Here is a 20,068-nt window from a genome sequence, read left to right on the forward strand (position 1 = left end):
CCGCTGCTTACAACCACGATTGCATTCGATGGTTCCAACAAAAAAGCGCCACCTTTTACGGTGACGCTATAGTTGAGGATACAGGAAATCACTCGACAAAGACCGAGAGGTCATCACGACTGAGTACACTCGTGTGTCGAGTGATCAGGGTGAGAACAGTCTCACCTTCTGTATGTTCCTAGGGCTTTGAAAATAAATGGGCTTCGTCGCCATCACGTTTTGCTAAGCCGACGAACACCTCCCCAGCTTCCAACATTCCCATATGATGAGGTCGGCCGGTATTGGTGACGGCCAAACTACTTCTTAGCTTTGGCCGGTGGGACTTGGTCGAAGAGAAGGATCCAAGCAAAGCTCCACGCTTCGATCGTACCGGAGCCGTGGAGAAAATGTGCCGCACCGTTCGCATCTTGGTTTTTCTGGAGGTGGTCGATCAGCTCCTTGGGCGAGGAAAGTCCGGGCAGGGTCATGAGAGAAAGGGAATGCTCGATTTCATCAACATCACCCAGCCCGACGATTGGCGACGAACCCGGCGTCATTAAAGTCCAACTGTACTGCTTCATTCCCTGCTCACCAAGACCTACTAAGGCCCGCCCCTCTCACAGTGGCGAGCCTATCGCCAACAGCCGACCGCGTCCGTTATGAAACGATTTACCCACCTCAAACCGTTTGGATGATTTGGCGTTTCCAAAGCCAATCACCCACTTCAGTGTTGGCTGCGATCTCGGCATGGCCACTGACGCAAATCTAATGATTCCGTGGAGGGAAAGCGTTCGCAAACCTGTCCGCCGACCAGACTGCGCCTCCGTCTGCAAAAGCTCGTTCTTCTTCGTCCGACAGCAGGTGTCAAGGTTTGGATCTGAGACTGGCGCCGACACGGTTCAGCGACGGCAGCTCGACCTTAACGCGAAGGTCCTTGTCGCGCCACTCCCGGCTTATTTTGCCACCAAGTTGCTTTTCCAGCACGGCGCCAAGCAAAACAGTGCCGAAGCCTTTCCGCGGCGTAGCGCCGTTCTTGATGCCCTGTTCGCGCCACTCAATAACCAGCCCATTGTCGGAGTGTCGCCAGGTGACAGTCAGGCTGCCCTCAGGATGCGCGAGCGCTCCATGCACCGCAGCGTTTGCGGCAAGCTCATGCATTGCCAGGCCGAGTGGCTGGACCGACGGCGCGGGGATCATGACCGACGGACCGCTGATCTCGATATGCCTATCCCCGTAAACACTGATCTGCAGCGATATGATGTCGTGGAGCGAGGCCTCCTGCCACCCATTCTCGGCGAGCAGCATGTGGGTTCTGGCAAGCGCCTGAACCCGCTGCTGAACGGACGCGGCATAGGCAGCGGCGTTGTCGGAGCGTGTCAGGCGCACTATGCTATCGACGATGGCCAGCACGTTCTTCGTTCTGTGGTCCACCTCCAGCAGCAAACGGTGCTCTGCCTCTTCGAGCGTCTGGACCTTGCGGTATTCGGTGACGTCGATCTGGGACGCAAAATAATAGGCTAGACGACCATCGTCGTCCCTGATGGGGCTGAGATGAAGCTGGTTCCAGAAAGCGCTTCCGTCCTTCCTGTAATTGAGGATTTCGACTGTGCCCTCGCGCTCCGCGCCGATGATGGCCCGTATCTGGGCGATAGACTCTCTCGATGTGTTTTCTCCCTGCAGAAGCCGACAGTTCTGTCCCACGAGATCTTGCGCGTCATACCCGGTGAGGTGAAGGAAAGCTTCGTTTGCGAGAACAAGTGGGTAGTCGGGCTGACGGGCATCCGCGACCACAATAGGCATTCGCGTGCGCTGAAACGCGAAGGCAGCGAGCTCCTTGTGATCGACCATCCCTTGTGTGGACGCCGCGGCCGGCTTGTCCCCATGAATGTCTGACGGCTTGGCTTCAATCACGGCTCACCCTGTGTGCTCACTGGATTGTAACAACGCCGAAGCCAGACGAATGTTTCGCCGAACCCGACATCGGGCAGCGTCTTCAGATCCGAGGCCGCACCACAGATCGGATCACTCGATCTATTTTCCGTGATGTCTTACGGCTTCGAATAGGAAGCCTCGTGACGGGGATGGCCGCAGGTTAGCGGCAATGACGGTCATCATGAGCAAGAGGATCGAGATGGTGACTAACACGATCCTCATCGGATTCTTCTCTTCCGTATGAACTACTGCGCTCGCGGGTTCCACCATCGCGCCTTATCCGCCCATTCACGGAAAGCTTGCTTTGTCACTGGAGTTCGAGCCTTTGAAGAAGAATTCGATCACCACGAATTCGATCGGATCTGTAGTGTCACACACGTCCAGGCAGCAGCGACGTCTCGGAACTGGATCTTTCTCTGGAAGTTAAGTGGCAGGGCCGCCTTACCGACTACTGCGTCGATATCAATCAGGCATAATCATGAAGCTGCGCCGTATCGTCATCATCAGCGACTATCAGGACGGAGCGTTGGGTGATGACGACATTCCGTCCGTAAACGCATATCGCGACCAATGGCTGAGTGGGTCGAGAGGCTGCTTCCCCAAGCCGGTTGCGAACCTTGGAGCCGTGACGGTCGATGGAGGATATCTTGAACGGTTACCCTTGGCCGCACTCAAGGACGGTCTTGTAGATTGCTGTGAAATCTGGACGCACTGGCGTGGCAATGCGCCGCCACCAGACTGGACAACAGGTAGTCGATTTCTTACGCGCCGTGCGTTTCGCATGAACGGACCGGAAGCCCCATTCGCATCGAACGATATGCTCGGGCATATTGCGGCATTTGGGCCACCGGACATTCTGTGCGTGTGGGGCCTTGGTGTCTGCGAAGACATTGTTCTTGCCTGCCAAGACAGCTTCAAGATCTACAATTCTATCGATGCACCGGCGCTTCGGGTGCCCTCGGAGGTGAGCCGTCATTTCGATCTCGTGTTGACCGGCGCCGAATGGCAGTCGGACGTGGTGAAAGCCCGTCATCCAGCAATGCGGACGGAGGTTATGCCGGTCGGTCCGGAATTCGCCTCCGAGGTGACATTCCGCCCATTAAACCTCCCGAAGACGCACGACATAATCTACGTGGCAGCCGCGCAGCACTACAAACGACACGATATCCTGTTCGACGCGCTCGCGCGGCTTCCAAGGTCGCTGCGCGCGTTGTGCGTATCCGGCTATGGCGAACTCGTCCCGGAATTGCGCAACCACGCACAACGGCTGGGCATTGACGTCGAGTTCGTCGGACCGCCCGGAGTTCCCTCCGACGAGGTTAATCGCCTGATGAACCGGGCACGGATCGGCGTTGTCTGTGGTATAGACGACGGAGCGCCGGCAATCCTGACGGAATACATGCTGGCAGGCATTCCGGTTCTGGCCAACAGCGAGCTCTGCTGCGGGCTCCAGTACCTGACCCCGGAAACTGGTCGCACGGCGTCCGCGATGGACTTTCACGAGGGTATTCTCGACTTGCTTGAATGTGCAGACACGTTGCGTCCTCGCGGCGTTGTGCTCGCTCGCTGGACCTGGCCGCATAGTGCGCGCAAACTCAGGCAATTGATCAAAGACACCGAAAACTGACGCCCATTTCGCCCGACGGAACTTTCGCAAGGAACCGAAGTTGGGGTTATGAAGGAACGAGGTGTTTGATGGACGTGTTGAATTCCACATTGCAGACGCCTGAACCCTGCGCTTCCCGTAACCCTCCCCTTGTTTGTTTTTCCCACCTTCGATGGGATTTCGTGCTGCAGAGACCGCAGCATCTGATGCAGAGATTTTCTCGCGACCGCGAGGTCTTCTTCTTCGAAGAATTCATCCCGACCGACCACCATCTTGCCTATCTGGAAATCCACCCTTTCGTGGATACCAACGTCAAGGCTGTCCGGCCGCGGATACCGCATTGGTGGAGCGAGGCTGAGCGGGAAAACGCGCTCGGTGAACTTCTTGACGAGTTGATTGCGCTAGGCGGCGGACGCCGCCCCGTCCTTTGGTTCTACACACCCATGATGTTCAGCTTTGCTGGACATGTGGATGCCGAAGCAGTGATCTACGATTGCATGGACGAACTGGCTAATTTCAAGTTCGCGCCGCCCCGGTTGAAGGAATCGGAGGATGCGCTGATCGCCCGCGCGGATGCCGTGTTCACCGGCGGTATCAGTCTCTACGAGGCGAAGAGGCACCGGCACGACAACATCCATGCCTTCCCCTCCAGCGTCGACGCGCATCATTTCCGCAAGGCCCGCGAGGTACAGGCGGACCCGGCAGATCAGGCCGCGATCCCGCATCCCCGGCTCGGCTATTATGGCGTGATCGACGAGCGGCTCGACCTCGACCTGATCCGCGAGACGGCAAATGCCCGGCCGGATCACTCGTTCGTTTTCCTCGGTCCGGTAGTCAAGATTTTGCCCGAAGATCTGCCAAAGGCAGCGAACATTTATTATCTCGGGCAGAAAGCCTATCAGGATCTCCCGGCCTACCTGTCCGGTTGGCAGGCGGCAATAATGCCTTTTGCGCTGAACGAGGCAACCCGCTTCATCAGTCCCACCAAGACACCCGAATATCTTGCGGCTGGACGGCCGGTGGTGAGCACCCGCATTACAGACGTGGAACGCAGCTACGGCGATGTCAAGGGCGTTTTCCTAGCCGATGGCGCTGTCGCGTTTGCGCGAGCCTGCGACGCCGCGCTGACGCTTTCGCGTTCAGGTGACGCATGGAGGAAGGCAGCGGATGCCACACTTGCCAGTTCGTCCTGGGATGCCACCTTTCGCTCGATGTCACATTTCGTCGAGCAGGCGGTGGCAGCCAGATCCAACCCGCCTGCCGTTTCGAGGGAAGCTTCGTTCGCGTTTCACCGCAGTTCGGTTCGTCGGGGCTACGACTACCTGGTAGTTGGCGCCGGCTTTGCCGGATCGGTGATGGCCGAACGTCTCGCCAGCGACGGCCGTTCGGTCTTTGTCTGCGATCGGCGGCCGCATATCGCTGGAAATGCCTATGATCATCGCGATGAGGCGGGCATACTCGTGCACAAATACGGCCCGCATATTTTCCATACCAACAGCGAGGATGTGTTCGCCTATCTATCCCGGTTCACCGCCTGGCGGGGCTACGAGCATAGAGTGCTGGCGCAGGTTGGCGATCTTAGGCTGCCCATTCCCATCAACCGCACGACGCTGAACGGGCTGTTCGGCCTCAACCTCTCGAACGAGACAGAGGCTGCGCAGTTTCTGGCAAGCCGCGCCGAACCCTGCGACCCGATCCGCACATCGCGAGACGTGGTTGTGTCGCAGGTTGGCGGCGAGCTATACAGGACCTTCTTCGAGGGCTATACGCGCAAGCAATGGGGTCTTGACCCTTCCGAACTCGACCGTTCCGTCACGGCACGGATTTCGACCCGCACCAGCGACGACGACCGTTACTTCCTTGACACGTTTCAAGCGATGCCGCGCGACGGATATACGCGGATGTTCGAGCGCATGCTTGACCACCAGAACATCACGGTCTTGCTCGACACCGACTACGCCGACTTGCGTAACGACGCCTTGGCGAAACACACGATCTTTACCGGTCCGATCGACGAATACTACGATTTCTGCTTCGGGCACCTGCCCTATCGCAGCCTCGAATTTCGGCACGAAACGCATGACGCACGACGACTTTTGCCCGTCGGGGTAGTCAACTATCCTTCTGAAGACGTGCCTTACACTCGCATAACCGAATACAAGCATCTGACCGGTCAGGTTCATCCCAAAACGAGCATCAGCTACGAGTTCGCATGCGCTGAAGGTGATCCCTACTATCCGATCCCTAGATTTGAGAACCAGACGCTTTACCGGCAGTACGAAGCCCTTGCGCGGGTGCAGAGCGACGTCACGTTCGTGGGCAGGCTTGGCACCTACAAATATTACAACATGGATCAGGTTGTTGGACAGGCCCTTGCGACGCACCGGCGCTTGCAGAAGCGGCTGGGACATAGCGTCATGGCGGATTCGCGGCTTGACTAGAAAAGCACACATCGTTCTGGCGACGGATAGTCTCGATCCGTCGGGAATGGGCGAGCACATGCTCGCACTTGCGCGCGGCTGCGCCCCCGAGTGGGATGTGACGATTGCCCTGATCGGGGAGGACCGCAATGGTCTACTGCCCCGCGCCGCGCGTTTCGGCATTAGGATACGGCTTGCCCGCGATGAAGAAGATTTCTCAGACTGGCTCTCTCAGGCCGGTAGCGATCTCCTTCATGTTCATGCTGGAATAGGCTGGGAAGGACTTAAGCTCAGCGCCATTGGCGCGGCAAAGGGCATTCCGGTCATCCGCACCGAACACCTGCCCTATCTTCTGACCGACGATCGGCAACAAGAGGACTATCGCCTTGCGTCGCAAAACATCTCCCATCACATCGTCGTTTCCGACGCTTCGCTGGCCAGCTACGCGGCACACATTGCAACGGACCGATTGACGGTGATCCGCAACGGCATCTATGCGCGTGAGCCAATCGCAGCAGCGATGGAACTGACACGAAACGTCGCATCCGACAATGCAGTTGTTCTGCTGACCGTAGCGCGACTGACCGCGCAAAAGGATCATGCGACCTTGCTGCGCGCCCTGCCGCAAGTCTTGAGGCGGCATCCCTCCACCATGCTTCTGCTGGCAGGAGCGGGCGAGGAACAGGAGACCCTCACGGCGCTTGCTGAAAGTCTCGGCGTAGCCGCCCATATCCGTTTTCTGGGCCAGCGTGCAGATGTTGCCGAGCTCTTTGCATGCAGCGATCTCTTCGTCCTGCCGTCACTGTTCGAAGGGCTGCCGCTCGTCGTGCTGGAAGCGATGTCGCTTGGTACGCCTGTGGTCGCGACGCGTATCGGCGGCACCCTGGAGGCGCTCGGCGAAGAACACCCGTTTTTTGCAGAACCAGGCGATGTCCAGTCGCTGGCCGATACCATCATTTTGGCGCTTGCCGATCCGATTCGGCTGGCTGGCGTCGGCGCCGCCGCGGGAGAACGCTTCCGACAGCTCTTTTCTGCCGATCGGATGGCGGCAGAAACCGGCGCGATTTACGGCCGTTTTGTCGGAAAAACAGGCCCAACGCTAAAGGATCTCTCAATGCAAAAGACACGTCTGGCCTTTATCGGCGTCGGCGGCATCGCGCACCGACACCTCGATATCATCGCCGGCTTCGACGACGTCGAACTGGTCGGCTTCGCGGATCCCGATCTCGGCCGGGCGGATGCGGCCGCGATGCGGTTTGGCGCCAAAGCCTTCTCCCATCATAAGGAAATGCTGGACGCGGTCAGTCCGGACGCCGTGTATGTCTGCGTCCCGCCCTTTGCCCATGGCGAACCGGAGCGCGCGCTCGTCGAGCGGGGAATTCCGTTCTTCGTCGAAAAACCGGTGGCGCTCGATCTGGCAATCGCGGAGGAAATTTCGGCGGCCGTGACCGCCCGGGGTCTGATTACCGGCGTCGGCTATCATTGGCGCTATCTGGACATCGTCGACGAAGCGCGCGGCCTGTTGAAGGAAAATCCCGCGCAACTTTTGTCTGGCTACTGGCTGGATTCCACACCGCCGCCGCAATGGTGGTGGAAGGAAGATAAGTCGGGCGGACAGATGGTGGAGCAGACGACCCATCTTCTCGATCTCGCGCGATTTCTGGTGGGCGAAGTCACCGAAGTTTACGGGCGTGCCGGGCATCTCGACCGGACCGACTTTCCAGATCTCGACGTGCCAACGGTGACGACTGCCAACCTAACCTTCGAAACCGGTGTCGTTGCAAACATTGCCTCCACCTGCCTGCTCGGATGGAACCATCGCGTTGGTCTGCACATCTTCGCAAACCAACTGGCGATCGAGTTGTCCGACCGTGAGATCATGGTGGATGTCGGCCGAGGACGTCCGGTGCGCGGGGCCGATGGCGATCCGGTTTGGCGCGAGGACCGAGATTTTATCGACGCAGTGCGCGGCGGCGAAAACCGGATCCGTTGTCCCTATGCCGAAGCGCTGACGACGCATCGGCTGGCACTTGCCGTGGTTTCCTCGGCAAAATCAGGTCAGGTCGTCAAGCTCCATCCGCCGCGCACGCAAAGACCCAACCCGGCTCCGCTGCAATTCCAGCCTCGCCCAGAACCGCTGCCACCCGAACTGGCGCCGGGGCACAGAAGGATTCGCTCCCTTGGCGTCGAGGCACCGGGCCGCCCGTATTTCTTCGAATATGAGGAAGGGCCGCCGGGGAATGGCGAGGTTCGCCTCGACACCGTCTACACCGGCCTCTCAGCTGGGACAGAATTGACCTTTCTCAAAAACACCAATCCCTATTTTCGATCGCGTTTCGATGGGGAGCGCGGCGCTTTCATCGAGAACGAGGCGGACCTGCACTTCCCGGTGCCATTCCTCGGCTATATGGAAGTTGCGCGCGTATCGGAATCGCGCGCGCACGGCTTCTCAGACGGGGATGTGGTTGCCACGACCTATGCCCACAAGTCCGGGCACACCGCCAACCCGTCCAATGACCTTCTGGTGCCGATGCCGACGGACATCGATCCACTGCTCGGCGTGCTTGTCGCGCAGATGGGTCCAATCTGCGCCAACGGCATATTGCATGCCGACGCTGAGGCTTTCGGAGGCCACGTGCCCTTCCTTGGCGCAGGTGTGAAGGATCGCCCGGTCATCGTTATCGGCGGCGGTACGGTGGGCCTGATGACGGCGCTGTTTGCCCGCGCGCTCGGTGCCTCGGACGTGCTCGTGACGGATCCTTCCGAGTTTCGCCGCGGCAAGGCGGAGGCGATGGGACTGATGGCGATGACGGAGGATCAGGCCTGGCAGCATGCCAAGGCGCGCTGGCATGACGGTGCGATGGGCCGCGGCGCCGACTTGGTATTCCAGACCCGGGCGCAGTCCGCGAGCCTGCATACCGCGCTAAAGGCCCTGCGACCGCAGGGCACCGTGATCGACCTCGCCTTCTACCAACGCGGCGCCGAGTCGCTCCGACTTGGCGAGGAGTTTCACCACAATGGCCTAAACATACGCTGTGCTCAGATCAACCGCGTGCCTCGTGGACTAGCCCCGCTGTGGAACCGCCAACGGCTTGCGCTGGCAACTGTCGATCTTCTCCGACGTGATGGTAGCGCGATCCGTGAGCACATGATCACCCATGTCATTCCGATGACCGACGCGCCGTCCTTTTTAACCGACCTCATCGAAAACCGGCCGGATTTCCTGCAGGTCGTCTTCCAGGTAGGCGAATGACAGAGGAAGCCGCGCCGATCCGCATCCTGTTCGTATTTGCTTGGTTGGTGGTCGGCGGCGAGGAAACCGAGGTGCGACTGCTGGCCGGAAATCTCGACCCGCGGCGCTTTCGCATCGACGTGGTCGCCTGCTTCCGCAAGCCGGGCATGCCGGAGCAGACGCATGAACAACTGGCCGCGCTCGGCGTCGATGTCGATACGACACCCTACGAACTGTCGTTCGATGCTACCGTCGACTACCTGGCGGCCAAGATCCCTTCCTACGATATCGTAGTGTCATGCCAGAACGTCGCCGATATCTATCCGGCCCTGGAACGGCTGCACCTGCGCCCCCCGCTTGTCGAACATGGCGGACTCGTCTCCGAAGCCTTGGCCGGACCAAAACACCTGACGAGCCGATATATCGGCGTCTGCCGTTCGATCCGCGACGCCGCGGCTTCACATATGCCGGGGCGTGAGCATCACGCGCTCGAGATCCCGTCCATGGTCGATCTGGCGGGTTTCGACCCGTCGTTGCGTGGGGCGACCCGGCGGGGGCTTGGCATCACGGAAGACCAGACGCTGATCGGTTGGGTCGGCCGGCTCGACCCCAAGAAGAATGTCGAGGATTTTATCGAGGCGGCCGCCCTTGTCGCCCTGCGTGACGGCCGGGCCCGCTTTGTGATCGTCGGCGGCCCGGACGCCTTCATGCCGGAGCATGCTGACCAACTTAAGGCGCTGGCACAGCAGCGTGGACTAGCAGCGAAATTGATGTTTCTCGGAGACCGGAAGGATGTTCCCGAGCTGCTATCTGCCTTCGACATCTTCGTTTGGCTGTCTCGCGGCGAAGGTATGCCGCATGTGATCGCCGAGGCCGGGGCCGCCTCTCTTCCTGTCATCGCAACGCCCGACAACGGCGCGCTGCAGCAGATCGAAGATGAGATTTCCGGTCTGTTTGTTTCTTACAGCGATCCTGAGGCCGTGGCGAAAAATATCGCCCGGCTGATCGATGACCCTGCGCTGCGGCGGTCGCTTGGCGCTGCACTGCGGGATAGTGTCAAGGAGCGCTACGCCACGGAAGCGGTGGTCCCCCACTGGAGAAAACTGTTTTCCGACGTGCTAGCAGAAAGGGTGCCGTCGGGGCCAACCGGCCTTTTTCAATCCTTCCTGCAGGGCGGATTCGAATGCTCGAGCCACCGGCTTCGTCCCCGAAAGGACGAGCAGGTCGGTCGCCGGCTCGACATGCTTGCGGCCATCGGCCACGACCGCCATGCCGCGCAGGATTATCGTCAGCTAGCGGAGTTTGGCATTCGTACAGTGCGCGACGGCTTTCGCTGGCACCTGATCGACCGGGCCGGTCACTACGACTGGTCAAGCATGAGGCCTATGTTGCAAGCGGCGCAAACAACCGGCACGCAGGTGATCTGGGACTTGCTCCACTATGGCTGGCCCGACGATCTGGACATCTGGTCACCGGGCTTCGCTGACCGTTTCGCAAGGTTTGCGGGCGAATGTGCCAAAATCGTTCGAGAAGAGTGCGACACGGTCCCATTTTATTGTCCCGTCAACGAGATTTCTTTCTTCTCATGGGGCGGTGGCGACGCCGGGTATCTCAATCCCTTCGCGAACGGGCGTGGGTTCGAGCTGAAGGTGCAACTGGCACGCGCCGCGATCGCTGCCATGGAAGCGATCCTCGCCGCAGACGGCCGGGCGCGTTTCGTCCATTGCGATCCGGTGATAAACGTCATCACTGACCCATCTCGTCCATGGGAACGGGGCGTTGCCGAAAGTCATCGGCAATCACAATTTCAGGGATGGGACCTGATCTCAGGCCGCCTCTGGCCGCAGATCGGCGGCCAGGAGCGCTATCTCGATGTCATCGGGGTCAATTACTACTTTAACAACCAGTGGATCCATGGCGGGCCGCCGATCGACATCGGTCATCATCTTTATAAGCCGTTTAGCAATATCCTGATCGAGACCTATGCCCGCTATGGTAGGCCTTTGATAATCGCAGAAACGGGCATCGAGGGTGAACGTCGCGCTGCGTGGTACAGCTATGTTTCTTCACAGGCGCGCTTGGCGATGAGAGCAGGCGTGCCATTGGAAGGGCTATGTCTTTATCCAATCGCCGATCATCCGGGATGGGACGACAATCGTATGTGTCAAAACGGACTGCTGTCTGCAGAGGTGTCGATCGGAGGACGGCAAGCCGATGCGGCGTTGTCTTCAGCGATCCGGCGAGACGGGCCGATTTCGAACCCGATCATAACGCAGGCGGCCAGGTTAACAGGCCTGTAAGCAATCACTCAATGAGAAATGTCTGGGTATAAAATTTGGTCACTGGCGCGGGAATTGTGGCAGGATATCCATGCTCGATGCCAAATCAGTCAGTCTGGGACGCGTGAGACCTTCGCCTTAAGAATCAATCCTCCAATTTCGACTGCGCGATAATGACTTCCAAGGCGGGGCTTTGAACCGAGACGCTTTCAGAAACCGAAAGTTTAGGCCTTGTGCATCGATCTGTTTGGTCCGGCCGCCTCACGAAACTGGAAGCGGGCCGTACGCGGCTAGACACTTAGACAACATCAAACGGCCGCATTAACGAGATACATGATGAGCGAACTGCGATGCCGCGCCGAGGCGGCGATGCCGATGACAAGTTAGCCCGCACTTAGCGGTCGAAGTTCCCCGAAATCATTAAGTTTATGGAGCAAGCCCTGTAAGGGCTTGAATTATTTTTTCGAGATCACCAAGCCGAAACTCCCCTTCGTCGGCCAGCCGACCGGCACGCGCCAGCATGGATGCCACCGCAACAACCAATTCGCAGAGCCTGATGAGGCGATACGAGCAGTATATGCTTCTGGCGCGAGAGGCCGCCCAGACCGGTGACCGGATCGAGGCCGAGAACCTCTCTCAGCACGCAGAACATTTTTATCGCACAGCCGCCCTGCAGAGAGCTGGCCAGCCACAATGAACACGAAATCGATGTACACCGCTCCTGAGACCGGGGATGAAAAGGCGTGGCTTAAAATCCTTGCAAAATATCGCACGTCGCATGCCGGCCGGAGCATGTTTGAGCTGTCGGTCACAGCCATCCCGTTCGCCGCCTTCTGGACGCTGACCTGGTTGGCGGTCCACTACGGCTTCTGGTGGGGCTTGATCCTGACCATGCCTGCAGCGGGATTTCTGCTGCGGCTATTCATGATCCAGCACGATTGCGGCCACGGCTCCTTCTTCGCCCGGCGGCACTTCGATGACTGGACAGGCCGTGTTCTTGGCGTCCTTACACTGACCCCCTATGATTACTGGCGCAGGGCGCACGCTGCGCATCACGCGTCAGCCGGCAATCTCGATGAGCGGGGCGTCGGGGACATCACCACTCTCACTGTGACGGAATATTATGAACGGTCTCGGTGGGGACGGGTCGGCTATCGCCTCTACCGGCATCCACTGGTGATGTTTGGCATAGGCCCGGCTTGGCTCTTCTTGTTTCAGCAACGACTGCCGGTGGGCATGATGCGCAAGGGCATGCTGCCATGGGTGTCGACGATGGCCACCAATGTCGCAGTTGTTGCGATCGCCGCGCTCCTGATCTGGGCGATCGGCCCTGTCTCCTTTCTAATCGTCCACCTACCGATTGTCCTTTTGGCGGGTTCGATTGGCGTCTGGCTATTCTACGTGCAGCATCAATTCGAGGAGACACACTGGTCGAAGGAGCCGGAATGGCAGTTTCCAAAAGCCGCCCTACACGGTGCCTCGTACTATGATCTGCCGCGTCCTCTGCGCTGGCTGACTGGCAACATCGGCATCCACCACGTGCACCATCTCTCAAGCAAGATCCCCTACTATCGCCTGCCGGAGGTCGTACAAAACCACCCGGAACTCGGCGAAATCGGCAGGATCACGCTGGGGCAAAGCATAAGATGCGTAAAGCTCGTCCTGTGGGACGAAAGTAATCGGCGCTTGATCTCCTTTCGTGAGGCAGCCGGTATCGCACGGGTCGCTGAGAAAGCTCACTGAGTTCTGCCCACTACAGATCACGATATCTTTGCAAAAAAAATTGTGCGGCGCAGCATTCGTACCCATATACGAACCAATGTCCAATGGTGGGCAGAGGAGACGGACGTGATCCAGCAGAAGAATTCGCGCCAGCTGATCGAGCTGAAGAACTTCGGTTCGAACCCCGGCTTGCTCAAGTGCTGGCTTTATCTGCCGACCATCCTTGCTCCCAAAACGCCGCTCGTCGTCGTCCTGCACGGATGCACGCAGAATGCGGCGACCTATGACTACGGTTCCGGCTGGTCAAAGCTGGCGGAAGAAAAAGGGTTTGCGGTCCTGTTTCCCGAGCAGCAGCGGGCGAACAATGCCAACCTGTGTTTCAACTGGTTTGAGCCGGGCGATATCCGGCGCGATGCGGGCGAGGCTCTGTCAATCCGTGAGATGATCGGCCACGTCGTTGTGTCGCACGGGATGGATCCTGACAAGGTCTCCATCACCGGACTGTCGGCCGGAGGCGCGATGGCGAACGTCATGCTGGCAGCCTATCCCGAATTGTTTGCGGCGGGCGCGATCATCGGCGGGCTCCCTTATGGGATCGCTTCAGGTGTGGGGCAGGCCTTCGAGCGGATGCGTGGCCATAAAGCCCCGAGCGTCAGCCAGTTGCAATTGGCCTTGACGACTGCGGCAATCAAGCTGGGGGACTACCCACGTATCTCCGTGTGGCACGGTTCACATGACCAGACGGTGAAGCCAGTCAACGCAGAGCAGATCGTCCAACAGTGGGCCGGCGTGCACCACGTCTCCGGCGCACCTGATATGATCGAAACCATCAATGGCCATAGTCGTAAGGTCTGGCTAGATGGACGCGGCAAACAGGTCATCGAGGTCAATCTCATCAACGGCATGGCCCATGGTGTTCCTTTGTCATTTACGGCTGAAGCTCCACTGGGAAATTCCGGGCCGTTTATGCTGGAGGCAGGCATTTCCTCGACCGCACGTATTGCCAGGTCTTGGGGTCTTGCCGATGATGCTGATGTCGCCATCGCGGAAGGCGCATACGAGCCTGGCCTGGAGCACACAGCCGCGCCCTCAGGCATTGAAGCTGTGATCGCCAAGGCAATGGCGTATGCAAAACCCGGCCCGGCTCGCGATGCCGCAGGTCGCGACGAACAAGGTGTCGGCAAGGTGATCAACGATGCGCTTCGTGCAGCCGGGCTGATGCGTTAATTGAACTGGCGCGGCGTGCAGAAGACAAGCTGTTGCCCCAGGTCAAGGGCGGGGGTTTTGCCGTCAACTTTTCAGGGGTTTGCTCTTCATGCCGATGCTTGGTATTCGTCACCGTACTACCTACAATTTTCGACAGACCGTATCGTTGTCGACGCACCGCCTTATGCTCAGGCCGCGCGAGGGCCGCGAGCTCAGGCTGCTGAGCCATGAAATTTCCACTTCCCCCGAGGCTGAGCTAAGCTGGTCGCACGACGTATTCGGCAATATAATCGCTTTAGCGACATTTCAGACGCCCAGCGATAGCCTTGTTGTGGACAGCTCGGCGACCGTGGATTTGAAGGCACCGGCGTGGCCCGTGTTCGACATCGCGGCTTCGGCGATCAACTATCCCTTCCTCTACCCAGAGAGCGATTGGACAGACCTTGGAGCGCTAACCGTTCAGCGCTATGACGATGCCAAGCACCGCCTCGCGACATGGGCGCGCGGCTTCGTCGCCGGCAGGCCTACGGATACACTGTCGCTCCTCAAGGATATCAGTCTGGGTATCGCATCGGCCATTTCCTACCAGAGCCGGGAAGAGGAAGGCACGCAGGCGTCGCTGATCACCCTTGATCGGCGTTGGGGCTCCTGCAGGGACCTTGCCGTGTTATTCGTGGAAACTGTCCGCAGCCTGGGCTTTGGCGCCCGGATCGTCTCAGGCTATCTGTTCGATCCGGACAGCTCCCTCTCCGGTTCGACGGACTATGGATCGACGCACGCCTGGGCAGAGGTCTTCCTTCCAGGCGCTGGCTGGATCACATTCGATCCGACGAACCGCAGTATGGGCAGCGCCAACCTGATCCCGGTCGGCGTGAGTCGCGACATCGCCCAGGCCGTTCCGGTTTCAGGGAGCTTAGCGGGCGCGGCGGACGCGTTCCGGTCGATGGACGTGACCATCGAAGTAAAAGCAATCGTCTCGGCATAGGCCAGGCGGCACGAGAACGATCGTATTGGCTTGGCTGATTTTGAGCCTCGCCCACCCTTCACTCTTGATGGAGACCGAAACCCTGGCCCATCTATTTGCTGACTGTCATGGACTGAGAGGCGGGGGATCAGTGCCTTCGCTTAGAGGAAGCAGCTCCTTTCGCGGTAGCAGCATTGTGATACCATCCAAGCGTTCTAACGCGCGCTCTCCAAGCTCAGACGCTCCAATAGTGAAAGCACATCAATCACCGGCTCGGGCGGCAATTGCGGCGGCACGAAAGCCGGTACTTTATTTAAGCAAGGCGCATTTCATTTAATTAAGCGACGAACTTAAATATTCGCGTTTAATTAATGTGGGGACATCGAAACGTGACCAGCTGCTGGCGGCGTGAAGCACTCGGCCCACACGCGTCCTCCATCGGCCGGTAGGCTTTCTCAGGCGCGATCATAGGTGAACGACGTCAGCAGGGTCGTGACGAAGTTACTTGCCCGTTCCTTGACCAAGACTTCCGTCCATTCATCAGTGCCGCGCAGTCTGAGGTCAGAGTGGATGCTATCCACCGCTGCCTCCTCGATCCGTTTGATAGTGTCTTGAACGCTGCCTCGCCCCCAGAGTGATACATGTCACGGATGACCATCCGCAAAATTTCCTGGATCGCGATCCGCCAGGGACGTGTTGATCGCCTGGAGCTCATTTTTATCCGGTACCATGGATGCTCCTATGATGGTCGTGGTCTCACGTTGCCATCGAGATGAGCAAGGCGAAGGGTCAATCGCTCGATGGCGGCGAAGAATTACGCTCGTCTTGCCTTCCGATTGGCGTAGCGCTGATCGCGTTCGGCCTTTCGCTCCGCTTCGTCATTGACGACCTTCGCTATGCGGTCGGCATCAGCAAGTGCAGCCGCATCCGCCGCAGTCTGCCGATCTACTGCCTCGGTTGCGAGCCGGTCACGTTCTTCCACCTTCAAGCGCTCACGTTCGAGACGGCGCATTTCCCGGGCAGAAGCAATCGCGCTGCCCGTTCTTCCCGTTTGGCGACCCTGGCGGGCGTATCTGTGACCTGTGCGGCACGGTAGGCGTTGAGAAGGGCTTTTCTGGCATCCGCTGCTGCGGTGCGCCGGTCAACAAGGTCAGTGGTTTTAGGCTTCTTCAAATTTCATCCTCATGAGGTTGTTGCCGGTTGATCATTTAGATCTGGCGCGCTTCGCTAGAACAGCGGAGGTCGCGCGCGGCGCGATCTCCCATTTCCTTCGCCAAGCGCGCTTCGCGAAGCCTCAATGTCTTCGCATCGCGGGCCTTATCAATGGACTGAACCTCTTCCACCGCCTTGTGCTTCGCAAAAAATTGCGTCTGGGCGTTGCCAAAGGCGATCTCCGCCTGCTGGCGGGATTTGCTAAATCTCTCTGTCACGTGGTTCCGATCAACGCCCGATGGACGGGCGAAAAAGAAAAGGCCAGGCAGAACGCCTGACCTTGAATTGATAACGTGCCTTCGGCAGTGCCAGTACATCCGTGGTCAAAGGCAAGCAGATATCGATTAAGCGTTCTGCAGATTGCAGGCCGACATCTTGCCCGACTTCATGTCGCGCTCGAGTTCGAAGCCGATTTTCTGGCCTTCGACGAGTTCGCGCATTCCGGCGCGTTCGACGGCAGAAATGTGGACAAAAGCGTCAGCGCCGCCGTTGTCAGGCTGAATGAAGCCGAAGCCCTTGGTGGAATTGAACCTTTTACTCCGCCTGTGGTAATGATGAAACCCTTTCAAAGCATAGAGTGGGACCGCAAAAGCAACGCTTCGCGGACCGTTGTAACGAAAGGAAAATGATTTTCTTGGAGTTATGCGCTTTATTGATCTGCATGCTCTTTCCGAGCGCGCCTGATGGTTTCGATCATACGGTCGAGCTGCTAGTGATCTCTGCTTTGTCTACAGATGTCCGATATGACATTTATTTTGCTAGAGCGGGAACATCGTCTCGTACAGAAAGTTGGCACCCCGACTGGCCCTCAATATTCCTGTATCGCGGGGGACTTTCACTAGGGGCCCGCCTGAACCCTGAGCAGGCTCCTCTTTATCTCCGCGAGGTTGGCCTGTGCGCTACCATTTCCACATCCTGCACCTCGACCACACAATTGAAGACGAAGACGGCAGAGAATTCACGACATTTCTCGAAGCGCGCAATGCCGCCGAGAATAGTCTCAATGGGCTCTTGGTCGATGCGCTGGGCAACGCGCGTCGCTGGACGATCAGCGGCATACAGATATGCGCGGACCGCAGGGAGGTGGGCGTTGTACGGGTCGATGCTGTGATTGCAAAACTGTTTCGTGATAGATGATCAAGCACAGCGGGCAAGTGGGGCTCACCTTGTTCGCCAATCCAAATGAGTTGTTGCGTTCGCAGTAGACAAGCCTAGGGTAGTTCGGTCGGCAGCCACGTAATCGGGCACTGCCGCTTGAGAGCGCAGTGCTCCCGCCCCAACTTGGGGAGAAGGACAATGCTCCTTACTGATCGGCTAGATCACAACGGCAGATTTTCGTCCTATGATCTCGATCGCTTGAAACTCGAGTTCGACAACTGGGAGATCCGGGCCTTTAAGCCAGCTCGGCAACAGCTAAGCGCAGACGGCTGGATGTTGATGTTTTGCGAGCCTGACACGTTTTCTCACCTCGACACCGGCACCTCGCCGCCACACACATTCATCGAGACTTCAGCTAAGCGGGATACGGGCGGTGTCTCTTTGTTTGGTCGCGCGGGGCGGCAACGACGTTGCGAACCGACCAAATTGGTTTGAATGAACATGAAGTGCGTTCGGTACAAACTAAAAAATCTGAGATTTGCGGAGGGCAAAGCCGCGAAAGTGGATGAGTGGCTAACCAAACAGGAAGTGATTGTCGCCAAGTTGCGGGGCAACGGCCAACCCGTTGACCTGGACGAAGAGCTGCTGCTGCGGCTCTACGACCTCAAGCGCCGTACCATCGATCGCTTGAAGCAAATCGAAGCGGCGCTAGACGCCAAGTCATAACGCTAGGGCAACACTGAGGCGACAATCTAACCAAGAGCGGGAGGTTATTATGGACCTGCGACGAATGACCGAAGAGGCGTGTATATCATTTCTCGAAAGGCACGCCTTTGGACATCTCGGATGTCTGGGGGAAGACTACCCATATGTGATCCCTGTTCACTACGCATATGATGCCAACAAGGTTTTTATGTTCTCGATGGCGGGGAGGAAAATGGAATACCTCCGGCGCAGACCGCTTGCGAGCCTGCAAGTTGAAGAATTGGCGAATGACAGAAATTGGACAAGCGTTCTTGTTCAAGGCCACTTCGATGAACTGCCGGACACGCCCGAGCGGCGCAATGAACGTATTCATGCGTGGTCCTTATTGCAAAAACGCCCATTCTGGTGGGAACCCGGGACGTTCGAGCTAAGCGCGGGCAGAGAAACGGCTAGCGGCGGTCCGATCTTCTTTAGCTTGTCGCTCGACGTGGTGTCCGGGCGCCAGTCGAACGCGGCACCTGGGAGTGGGCACGTTGGATAGCGGCGTTTTCAGCCCTGAGTAAGCCGCGCGAAGCCGGCATTAATCCGAAGGCTGGACAGAGCAGTGCTTGAAACATGGCCGCGGTTGGAAACGTGCCATCGGAAGTCTGGCTTCGATGACGTGTCTTGTGCTGATTCAATCTCGAGCGTTTATTCCCGGAACTCTAGGCCAGTGCGCGCAACCGTACCGATGCCAATGAAAATTCCCCGACTTGATCTTGAGCCTGTCGATGTGACCGTGGGAAGGAACATATTGCGTGGAGCGAAAGCCGGCTTCATAGTATCTCGCGGATCCGGACCGTCACCATGGACGAACTGGTCACCGCGGCAGGCCGGCAATCTGAACGCCCCATCCCGATCCGCCAGGACGACCAGATCATTTGAAAAGTGGACAAAAGCAGGAAACGTAAATTCAAACCGAAAAGCCGCCGTATCAAACGGCGGCTCTCTTTCCACGACGAATTCGCATCTGCAGTCCTTCGTTTCAAGTTCCGATGGACGCTTGTCCGCGCCGCGACCGGGTGCCGGTTACCAGTGGGATTGACCTGCAACCGCTACGAAAGCAACAAGACCAGCCAACGGCGAGGGTTCTTGCGAAAGGACGTCATAAGCGCAGGGTGCAGCAAAGATGATAGCCGCCAATGTGCCCAACGGGATATGTCTCATCAAAATCTCCTGGGTGTCGGCTCAAACGACTGTCAGAGTAACGTTGATGTTGCCGCGCGTTGCCTTGGAGTAGGGGCAGGTCTGATGAGCTTCGTCGACGATCGCCCGAGCGAGCTCCGGCTCCAGACCCGGCAGGCTAATATTGAGGCGGGCCTGCAGGAAATAAGCATCGCCCGTCATGCCGAGATCGACTTCCGCATCGACGGCGGTATCGGCGGGAAGACGGAGCTTGCGCTTGCCGGCGGCAAGGCCCATCGCGCCGATGAAGCAGCCCGACCATCCGGCTGCGAAGAGCTGTTCGGGATTGGTTCCCGCATGGACGCTGCCCGGAGGCGATAGCTTCACAACGAGCTGCTCATCGCTGCTGCGGGCTGAGCCATCGCGGCCGCCGGTGGTGCGGGTCTTGCCGGTATAGAGAACATTTTCAATCGTGATCATGGGAGCACTCCTTGGTTTGATGCCGCGACCTGCGACATCTGGTGACGGAGTGGTTTTGACCCTTTGACG

General features: G+C 58.4%; 15 protein-coding genes and 5 pseudogenes. 12 read left to right on the forward strand and 8 right to left on the reverse strand.

The annotated features are described in order from the left end of the window. Nucleotides 1–296: 296 nt before the first annotated feature. Nucleotides 297–560 (reverse strand): hypothetical protein, encoded by a 264-nt coding sequence (locus tag AC1DNK_RS26980; RefSeq protein WP_477944165.1) that lies wholly within the window; start codon nt 558–560, stop codon nt 297–299. 283 nt (nt 561–843) lie between these two features. After that, a complete protein-coding gene (gene lov / locus AC1DNK_RS26985; RefSeq protein ID WP_477944166.1) occupies nt 844–1,890 on the reverse strand; it encodes a blue-light-activated histidine kinase in 1,047 nt (348 codons plus the stop codon). Between the two features lie 499 nt (nt 1,891–2,389). Between lov and AC1DNK_RS26990 the strand changes: the two genes are divergently transcribed. The 8 genes from AC1DNK_RS26990 (at nt 2,390) to AC1DNK_RS27025 (ending at nt 15,361) form a co-directional block, all read left to right on the forward strand. After that, nucleotides 2,390–3,538 carry a glycosyltransferase family 4 protein gene (locus AC1DNK_RS26990; RefSeq protein WP_477944167.1) on the forward strand — a complete coding sequence of 383 codons (1,149 nt, stop codon included), beginning with the start codon at nt 2,390–2,392 and terminating at the stop codon, nt 3,536–3,538. Nucleotides 3,539–3,606: 68 nt separating this feature from the next. After that, entirely contained in the window at nt 3,607–5,958 is a 2,352-nt protein-coding gene (gene glf / locus AC1DNK_RS26995) for a UDP-galactopyranose mutase (RefSeq protein WP_477944168.1), read from the forward strand. Then, nucleotides 5,951–9,190: a glycosyltransferase gene (locus AC1DNK_RS27000; RefSeq protein ID WP_477944169.1), complete on the forward strand. Its 3,240-nt coding sequence runs from the start codon at nt 5,951–5,953 to the stop codon at nt 9,188–9,190. The genes glf and AC1DNK_RS27000 overlap by 8 nt, the downstream gene beginning before the upstream one ends. Then, nucleotides 9,187–11,469, forward strand: coding sequence for a glycosyltransferase family 4 protein (locus AC1DNK_RS27005; protein ID WP_477944170.1), 2,283 nt, complete (start codon nt 9,187–9,189; stop codon nt 11,467–11,469). Before AC1DNK_RS27000 ends, AC1DNK_RS27005 begins: the two co-directional genes overlap by 4 nt. A gap of 499 nt (nt 11,470–11,968) precedes the next feature. Next, nucleotides 11,969–12,145, forward strand: coding sequence for a DUF4167 domain-containing protein (locus AC1DNK_RS27010; protein WP_112386791.1), 177 nt, complete (start codon nt 11,969–11,971; stop codon nt 12,143–12,145). Next, entirely contained in the window at nt 12,142–13,191 is a 1,050-nt protein-coding gene (locus AC1DNK_RS27015) for a fatty acid desaturase (RefSeq protein WP_477944171.1), read from the forward strand. Before AC1DNK_RS27010 ends, AC1DNK_RS27015 begins: the two co-directional genes overlap by 4 nt. A gap of 105 nt (nt 13,192–13,296) precedes the next feature. Continuing rightward, on the forward strand, nt 13,297–14,397 hold the full coding sequence (locus tag AC1DNK_RS27020) for an extracellular catalytic domain type 1 short-chain-length polyhydroxyalkanoate depolymerase (protein WP_477944172.1): 1,101 nt from the start codon (nt 13,297–13,299) through the stop codon (nt 14,395–14,397). Nucleotides 14,398–14,485: 88 nt separating this feature from the next. Further along, nucleotides 14,486–15,361 (forward strand): transglutaminase family protein, encoded by an 876-nt coding sequence (locus tag AC1DNK_RS27025; protein WP_477944173.1) that lies wholly within the window; start codon nt 14,486–14,488, stop codon nt 15,359–15,361. Nucleotides 15,362–15,511: 150 nt separating this feature from the next. Here the strand turns inward: AC1DNK_RS27025 and AC1DNK_RS27030 are convergent. The 5 pseudogenes from AC1DNK_RS27030 to AC1DNK_RS27050 all read right to left on the reverse strand — a co-directional run. Next, nucleotides 15,512–15,648 (reverse strand): annotated as a pseudogene (locus AC1DNK_RS27030) (Fic family protein); the annotation flags it as partial. Between the two features lie 147 nt (nt 15,649–15,795). Further along, nucleotides 15,796–16,071, reverse strand: a pseudogene (locus tag AC1DNK_RS27035) (hypothetical protein). Nucleotides 16,072–16,154: 83 nt separating this feature from the next. Then, nucleotides 16,155–16,513 (reverse strand): annotated as a pseudogene (locus AC1DNK_RS27040) (DUF6481 family protein). A gap of 31 nt (nt 16,514–16,544) precedes the next feature. Then, nucleotides 16,545–16,770, reverse strand: a pseudogene (locus AC1DNK_RS27045) (hypothetical protein). A 126-nt stretch (nt 16,771–16,896) separates the two neighbouring features. Continuing rightward, nucleotides 16,897–17,105 (reverse strand): annotated as a pseudogene (locus AC1DNK_RS27050) (cold-shock protein). A 341-nt stretch (nt 17,106–17,446) separates the two neighbouring features. Between AC1DNK_RS27050 and AC1DNK_RS27055 the strand changes: the two are divergent. The 4 genes from AC1DNK_RS27055 (at nt 17,447) to AC1DNK_RS27070 (ending at nt 18,896) form a co-directional block, all read left to right on the forward strand. After that, nucleotides 17,447–17,689 carry a DUF6894 family protein gene (locus AC1DNK_RS27055; protein ID WP_477944174.1) on the forward strand — a complete coding sequence of 81 codons (243 nt, stop codon included), beginning with the start codon at nt 17,447–17,449 and terminating at the stop codon, nt 17,687–17,689. 159 nt (nt 17,690–17,848) lie between these two features. Beyond that, the gene (locus AC1DNK_RS27060; RefSeq protein ID WP_477944175.1) at nt 17,849–18,145 is read left to right on the forward strand and encodes a hypothetical protein; all 297 of its coding nucleotides are present in this window, start codon (nt 17,849–17,851) and stop codon (nt 18,143–18,145) included. After that, nucleotides 18,146–18,376 (forward strand): hypothetical protein, encoded by a 231-nt coding sequence (locus AC1DNK_RS27065; protein ID WP_477944176.1) that lies wholly within the window; start codon nt 18,146–18,148, stop codon nt 18,374–18,376. A gap of 49 nt (nt 18,377–18,425) precedes the next feature. Next, complete coding sequence (locus AC1DNK_RS27070) at nt 18,426–18,896, forward strand: pyridoxamine 5'-phosphate oxidase family protein (RefSeq protein ID WP_477944177.1); 471 nt, start codon at nt 18,426–18,428, stop codon at nt 18,894–18,896. 686 nt (nt 18,897–19,582) lie between these two features. Here the strand turns inward: AC1DNK_RS27070 and AC1DNK_RS27075 are convergent. Further along, nucleotides 19,583–19,999, reverse strand: coding sequence for an organic hydroperoxide resistance protein (locus AC1DNK_RS27075; protein WP_477944178.1), 417 nt, complete (start codon nt 19,997–19,999; stop codon nt 19,583–19,585). Between the last annotated feature and the right edge of the window lie 69 nt (nt 20,000–20,068).

Source organism: Rhizobium sp. 01N424, assembly GCF_056399485.1.